3 protein-coding genes and 1 pseudogene are annotated in these 7,700 nt (G+C 37.2%); all 4 read right to left on the reverse strand.

The window, feature by feature from the left end; translation table 11 throughout:
• Positions 1-343: pseudogene (locus KKW16_RS08915) on the reverse strand (two-partner secretion domain-containing protein); the annotation flags it as partial.
• A gap of 489 nt (positions 344-832) precedes the next feature.
• A complete protein-coding gene (locus tag KKW16_RS08920) occupies positions 833-1,510 on the reverse strand; it encodes a hypothetical protein (protein ID WP_215768196.1) in 678 nt (225 codons plus the stop codon).
• Between the two features lie 132 nt (positions 1,511-1,642).
• The gene (locus tag KKW16_RS08925; protein ID WP_046952952.1) at positions 1,643-1,876 is read right to left on the reverse strand and encodes a DUF7683 domain-containing protein; all 234 of its coding nucleotides are present in this window, start codon (positions 1,874-1,876) and stop codon (positions 1,643-1,645) included.
• Between the two features lie 12 nt (positions 1,877-1,888).
• A partial coding sequence (locus tag KKW16_RS09050) for a hemagglutinin repeat-containing protein (protein WP_288144750.1) occupies positions 1,889-7,700 on the reverse strand: 5,812 nt, incomplete at its 5' end.

The raw sequence follows: 7,700 nt of genomic DNA on the forward strand, positions 1-7,700 counted from the left end.
TCTTCGACCAAACCCCACCTTTGATTTCTGCTTTCTCCGCGATAATATCGGTGTAATCAGATTGGCTGTTATCCATCCCTTTTTGACCAACCGTCACTTTACCGCCTTTTACGCGATAGCCTTTCAATTCGCCATTTTCTACTTCCGCTTTACCGGTTGTCAGGGTTGTTCGCCCCGCATTAATCACACCACAGCCATCACACTGAATACCACTTGGGTTGGCAATCACGACATCCGCTTTTTTACCCGCAACCTCTACATAACCTTTTAAACGGCTTGGGTTGGCAGAGTTTACCTCGTTAAGAATCACTTTCGCTTCACCGCGAGCAACATTACGGTTACCCGCATAAGCCTCTACCGCTCCCCAAAGTGCATGAGCAGTCAAATTGAGCGCGGTATTCACATTGCCTTTTGCATCTGTGGTCGCTTTCTTAATTTGATTATTCACCACAGGTGATAATCCTGAAGCCACCACTTCCGCTGCCGGTCTGCCGGTCTGCCGGCTAAAGCGGTGCTGATAACATTTAATGCCGAATCAATGATAAGGCGTTGATTTCCACCCGTTTCGCATTCTTCGTTGTGCTAGTGGCTGCATTAGAAAAAGTAGAACGAGCTTACGCGAAGTTGGATGTAAAATTATAAGATTTACTTAACATAAGTACCATTTAAAATACAAAAAGTGCAGTCAGTTTTCGAGAGGTTTTAAAACTCTTTGAAAATTGACCGCACTTTATATCTAGATTTCTATACTCTGAATAAATTTAAATTACTAGTAAAAATATTATTTTGTAAATCTAATATTATGAAATATTTTTATATAACACATTATATTTTATTTAAAACTACTCAATACAGAGTAAACCTTATTAATTATTAGTCTTAACTCATCACTCTTAACACAAGACACCTTAACTCCCCAAAATCGTTCATCAAAGAAACCAACACTCTTACTTGCTTTTATATCAGAAAGCAATAACCTATCCTCAATATAATCTAAGTCATAACTTCTGTTCTTATTAAAAACAACTATCATTTTAGACAAACCACTAGAACTATTTATTACAAAAGGATAAAACCCTTTGTTTACATACTCCATGTAGTCTATCTCCCATAAATATGGGTTTACCACTTCGCTCTGTTTAACTAGATTCAATTTTTCTAAAAAAAAATCTTCATTATCTATAAACTCTTGATAATCAATTTTATTGTCTTTTATTAATTCCTCAATAGCATATATATACCCAAATCCCTTTGACATTAAATTAATCATTAAATCCCTATCATCCAAATAAAATAACTGATCATTTATATTGGAAAAAATTTCCAATTCAGGATTAAAGTAATCAATAAGATAGCTTGCTTTATTAGAAGCTAATTGGGGTGGATAAATGTTCATATCAATACATAAGTTAACTGCAAAATAATCTGTATCTAAAATATTATCTATTTGAATAGCAAAGCTATTAAAATTCCCTTTGCTATCATATATCCCTGGATTTCCGATAATCATTTTTTCTTAGCTAGTTATAGATTTATGCCCTAATATTATTCGTACATTTAAGTGTCAATCTAAAAATAATGTAATAACAATACTATCATAGTATCATATGAAAAGCTTCCATTAGTAAATTACCATTATGTTCTATAACTCAGAGGTTATGAAAAAACTTATAGAAGTTTCATCATAATTAGTGATCCCAAATTTCTTTAAGTCATTATCATTTAATGAATAAACTCCCAATACATCAGGATCATCTGAATCAATAGATATAAATTCTTTTATCTGATTTGCTCCTATTTTTATTTCTATTCTTAAAAGGATTTCATCAGTAACATTACTATATATTTCAATATATCTTCTAACTTTTTGCATCATATTATCTCTATACTATGGTTCTATCTTCCTTTTAGGTTCTGCAGGTTTAATCTGCTCCCCGGTTTTATAATCAAAAGCACCTAAATGCTTTCCTCTCCTATCATATTTTTCTAATTCTCCATGCAGAGAGTCCCATTCATATATTTTCCCATCTGGATCTTTCCATCTTGCTCTTAATTTTCCCCCGCCTTGAACTGGTGTCTTAGGTTTAGCTGGTTTTAATCCTGAAATACCTGTTATATCTACTAATTTAGGATTTGGATGGTATTTTTGATTTAATAGCACTCCATCTTTCCAATCCCCAACCTGACTTTCACCTCCGACTAGAACATGACTATCTTTATCATTATTTAGTATTTGATTTCCGCCTGTATTTGTTGGCAAATTATAATCTGCTGGATACTCAATACCTCCTGTATGATTAACAAAGATTCTTGGATCAACTATAGGTTTACCACCATATGTTGTTGTCACTAAACTTGGATCGACTGGCATATATCCGCCATCTGCATTTGGAACCCAAACCTTATCCCCGAAAAGCTCTTTATTATTAACAAATCCACCATCTGTCAAGATTTGCTCATTTATATAAGAAACCTGTTCCTTTGTTAATTTGGACATAGCCTCAGGATCTTTCATCGCAGCAGCCACAATAGCAACTTCTTTTTCATTAGGTGATAAACCTATACCAATTGAGACACCCGCTATCCCTGAAAGAGCTTGCAAGCAAGTTCTTGAACAAACAAGTGTAAAACCCTCTGCAGCTAAAGCAGCAAAATTATTATTCTCCACCGCATTCTTCGCCGTCTTAGCCGCAATAATCGCTCCATCAGAGCTATCTGATAAACTACCACCAGCAATACCTGCTGCTACTTGACTTAAAGAAGATACCGTACGTTTTTCTTCTTCGCTCAGCTTTTCAGGTGATTTATTATAAAGTGTTGACGCTAAGAAATGAGCCGCAACCTCTCCACCTGCTGCACCAGCCGCACCCGCAGCAACATTACGATTGCCCGCATAAGCCTCTACCGCGCCCCAAAGTGCATGAGCAGTCAAATTGAGAGCCGTATTCACATTGCCTTTTGCATCTGTTGTCGCTTTCTTAATTTGATTATTCACCGCAGGTGATAATCCTGAAGCCACCACTTCCGCTGCCGGTCTGCCGGCTAAAGCGGTGCTGATAACATTTAATGCCGAATCAATGATAAGGCGTTGATTTCCACCCGTTTCCCATTCTTTGGCTTCGCGACTCGCTGTCTCAAAATTATCTCGTGCTTGTTTGACTAAAGCTTGGTTCGTTTCGTTGTTGTTTTCTGCCTTGGCTTTTTCTGCTTCTTCTAACGCAATTGCGGCTTCATGACGTTTCGCTTTCGCTTCTTCGCCAAATTTATTAGCAAGCAAACTCCCTGCTTCCACGACATTCTGTCCAAATTTCTCTGTTACCTCACGTTGGAAATCCAGTTCTTTTTGAACATCATCTTTATTAAAACGATTCTCTAATTTACCACTTTGACTTGGTGCACTCTCTGTAGTGATATCGGTTTTTATCGCAGCAATTTCTTCTTGCACCGTTTTGCCTGTACGTTTTAATTGCTCTGCTTCATCTTTAATAATGATATTTTGTGTATTAATACCACTTTTTGTTGTGCTAGATTGACTATCGGAATCTTTACCATAGCCCATGCCATAAGAAAATTGAAGAGATTCCTTGCCTTCAGCTAATTTCTTGGTGTTCTCTTTTCCATCTACTCCTTTAGAATTAACAGTTGTGTTGCCATTTTTATCGGTATAAAGCAGATTACCATCTTTATCCGTGGCTTGTTTTGTACTTTGAGCTGCACCATTCTCTCCAAATGGTGTTTCAAAGTTAGCTGACACACTACCACTTACACCAAAACTGCTGCCACTATAATTTGAGCGATTTTCAATATCTGGATGAGTAAGGCTGCCGGTACTAAAATGGTTTTTGCCATCTGCTTCTGCCTTTTGGGTAGACGTAATTAATGCACCTTTAAGATCGGTATGCTTATTAACATTAATATCATAACCTTCATCTCCAGCATAAATTCCAGCTTGTTCATTGATGCTGGCGTGGTCGGCATTGATTTTCGATTTATTGAAACTGCCTCCAACGGATGCGCCATACCCCACTGTCACACTACCAGTCACGTTCATTTGTTTGCCTTTGTACGTGGCGGTGTCTTGTAAGCTTTCGATGTTGAGGTTTTGGGCATTGACTTCTACACGTTTGCCTTTTACTTGGCTACCAATAATATTGGCATCACCACCTGCATGAATCACGGTTTTGCTTTGACTATCACCTACATGGCTAGCAACATAAGTAGTTTCATCACCATTGCCGTAACCTTTTCCGTAATTACCGCCTAAAGTAGCCCCAGCAACCGCACCATTACTCACTTTAATGGCTACCCCTGCATTAAAACCACTCGATTTATTCGTGCTACGTTCTTGGTGGTTTTGTTCTGTGGCTTTAATATTGACTTGGTTATCTGCAATCAATGTTGTGCCTTGTTTGCCTGAGATATCCGAACCTTTAATATTAATGTCAGAATTCTTTCCAGCACCCGTTGCCACAATATTCACCTTGCCGCCTGCATTAACTTGAGATTTGGCTGCGGTTTTTCCTTCAGTATGAGTACGTGATTCGGTCTTTTGTTGGCCGTAAGTGATTTGTGCCCCTACTATGGAATCCACATCGCTATTACTCATTGCTTTTTGAATAGAGTCGCCAGCTTTCATTACGCTATCAGCTGCACGATAAGCATCAAAGCCTGCATTAGCTGCTGCCATCGCATTCACACGACCATGCTTACTCTCACCTACTTGTCGAGTTGATTGCACCACGCCTTGTGCTGCTTGAATAGCAGAAATAACAGGAGAGGTAATAGCAATCGTTAAACCTTTTTGCTCAAATTTTTGTTTGGTATTGGTTTCATATTTATCATCTGCAGCTTTAATATCGACTTTTTTCGCCAGAATATTCACATCGCCGTCTTTGATTGTACTCATCTTGCTAGCGGTTTGAGTATAAGTGTTTTCCGCAATCATCGTAGTATTACCGTTCAAGCTACCTACTTGGCTACCTTGTGCATAAAGCTTAGTCTGATCACTTTCTATGGTTTGTTTTTGAGAACCCAAAGTTACGCCAATACCACCTCCCAACACGCCTGATTTTTTCTTACTATAATAATCATCAGAGTAGACTCGGTTCTCAGCTTCACGAATATCAATATTTTTGGCCTTCACCGTCAAACCATTACCAGCTGCCACATTTGAGCCCTGAATATCGACATTACCATTATTCGAATGAATATAAATTTTATCTGCATCTAAGGTTGAGCCTTGAGCAATATCATAATTGTGATTATGGCGACGAGTTTCGCCTTTTGATTGGAATACACCATGCTTAGTCCATTTTGTTGCCTCTAATAAACTTTCTTGTTGGCGACTTTCACGAATATTGATATCTCCCTCTGAAAGCACGCTCATTGTGCCATTACTTACGGCAGAAGCCCCGCGCATTTCAATAGCATTTTTACCCACAAAACGAGCATCGCCTTCAATATTAAATTCTGACCCAATCTCATTATTCTGGTTGAGTTTATAATAGTTATTACTGTCTTTTACAAAAGATTGTTTATTTTCAGTTTCTACCGTACCAACATTCAGCGTATTTCCAGCTTGAATATCCGCATTCCCTTTCACATTAATCTGTGCACCTTTGAAAGTAATATCTTCCGTGGCTTGTAATAACAACTGCCCTGGATTATTTTTCTCTCCTACATTAATTGCACCAACACGATTAATCGTTTTATGCTTAAAGTGTTCATTATCTGCTGTTTCAGAAAGTGTGCTGGCAATGTTGATATTTTTCGCATGACCAACCAAATTTTCTGTAGCGTTAAGTTCACCCCCTAAATTATCTAGGCGATTTTTCGCAAACAAATAAAGTTCTCTGCCTTGCAGTTTTCCACCCAAGTTTTCAATATTATTGGCACTTAAGTGGGTAAGGTTACGACCTGCAATCACACCACTATTTTTCATATTGCCTTGCGTATTGATAATTACATCATTTGCAGAGATCACTGCACCACGGCTGTCAATATCCGTATTACGCCCAACAATATAAACTTGTGGTACCAATACCTCTGCTTTACTACCATCTTTGAGTGTAACTTCACGTTTAACCATCCATACCATATCAGATGTTAATTCTTTCATCTGTTCTGATGTTAATGCTACACCTGGAATCAAACTTAAACGCTTAGCATATTGTGCACCATTATCCATCAGGGCTTTATATTGATCATAATCTGATAAATACCCATCAAGGAAACGTCTTCCTGTCAGCTTATTAACTTGTTCATTCACCAAGCGTTGCTCATAGAAACCATCACCTAAACGTTTAAGCAAATTTTGAGGATCATTGCGTAATTGCTTAAACATATAATCAGAACTTAGCCATTTTGATTTCTGTGTAAAACGTGGATCTGTTTCAACTAAAAACTGTCCTGATGCTACTGGGTTAATTTTATAAAGACTTGCCTGTGGTAATGAAATATCCGGTAAGTGTGTTTTTATACCAAGATTATCTTTATTTTTTACCACACCAGAGGTAAGTGCTGATAAATCAACACGATTTGTATTGAGATCTGTTTTTAAAGGTGTTTTCTGTTCAAGAGATACTCCTTGAAAATCAGATTTACCATTAACAGTTGTCCCTGTTTTTTCAACAGGTTCGTCAATTGTCAATAATTTCAAACCAAAACCAAAATCTTGTGTTGGATGAACATCAGTAAAATCGCTATAATGATGATAGTGATGATGCCCCTTTCTACCGCGTTTGCGTCTCACTTTATATTCTTGAACGAATTGACCTTCATCAGTGATATCAATCGTACCGTGTATATCATCATTATCTAATTTAGAAATTGCACCACTTAAACGTTCATTTGTTGATTGAGTAAAGATCTTATCGTCGAGTAATAATTTTTGACCTACAAAAATTTGACTTTGCTTATTATTCAGATCTTCACCTGAAAGGTGTAACTCTCCACCAATTAATATTTTTGCTGGATCCTGATGTTCTATTGTTGAAGTAGTCGTTGTTCTCGTATAACGCCATTCTTTCCAACCAAATCCTTCTATACGTGTGCCATTGTTTAATTGGAAATATGAATTTGGATTACGACTACCATTATTCAGGTTATAGTAGCCATCAACACCACCTCGATAACGATGTGAATCACTTCCTAATGAATATTCATTAATCTGTTCTTTTTCTACTTTTTTACCTAATTTTAAGTGTAAATCTTGGTTTAAAAGATGATGTGTGTTAATCCAACCACTTTCTAAAGCTTCAATGGTCGCACTTCCGTTATCAATGCTATTTGCGTAACCAGTTGCTTGATTATTTTCATCAAGTTTTCCACCGATATAGAGATTACCAAGGCTTAAAATTAAGGAATGATTGCGATTGATAAGATTCCCCACACCTAAATCAAGTCTCTCACGAGCAGCAATAGTGGCTGCAGTTCCATCAGCATTCTCAAGGTTATTTAATTTATTTGCTTGAATGGCAAGGTGCCCGCCATAAATACGAGCCGTACCAATGTTATTTACATCATTGGCTTTAATCACTGTGGTATCTCCATCAATTAAGCCAAAGTTATTTAACTTATTAGTTTGAATACGTGTATTTATTGAAGAAATTTCTGCATTAGCATTATTTTGAATAGTAGATCCTTCAACTGATGCTGAATGACCTACCACAAGGTTGGAATTATTAACAAAATCACCTTTT

Source organism: Haemophilus sp. SZY H8, assembly GCF_018829755.1.
Lineage (GTDB): Bacteria > Pseudomonadota > Gammaproteobacteria > Enterobacterales > Pasteurellaceae > Haemophilus > Haemophilus haemolyticus_K.

Excerpts from the sequence above, each read along its gene's own strand:
- KKW16_RS08920 (WP_215768196.1), bottom strand. The coding sequence starts at position 1,510 with ATGATTATCGGAAATCCAGGGATATATGATAGCAAAGGGAATTTTAAT.
- KKW16_RS08925 (WP_046952952.1), bottom strand. The coding sequence starts at position 1,876 with ATGATGCAAAAAGTTAGAAGATATATTGAAATATATAGTAATGTTACT.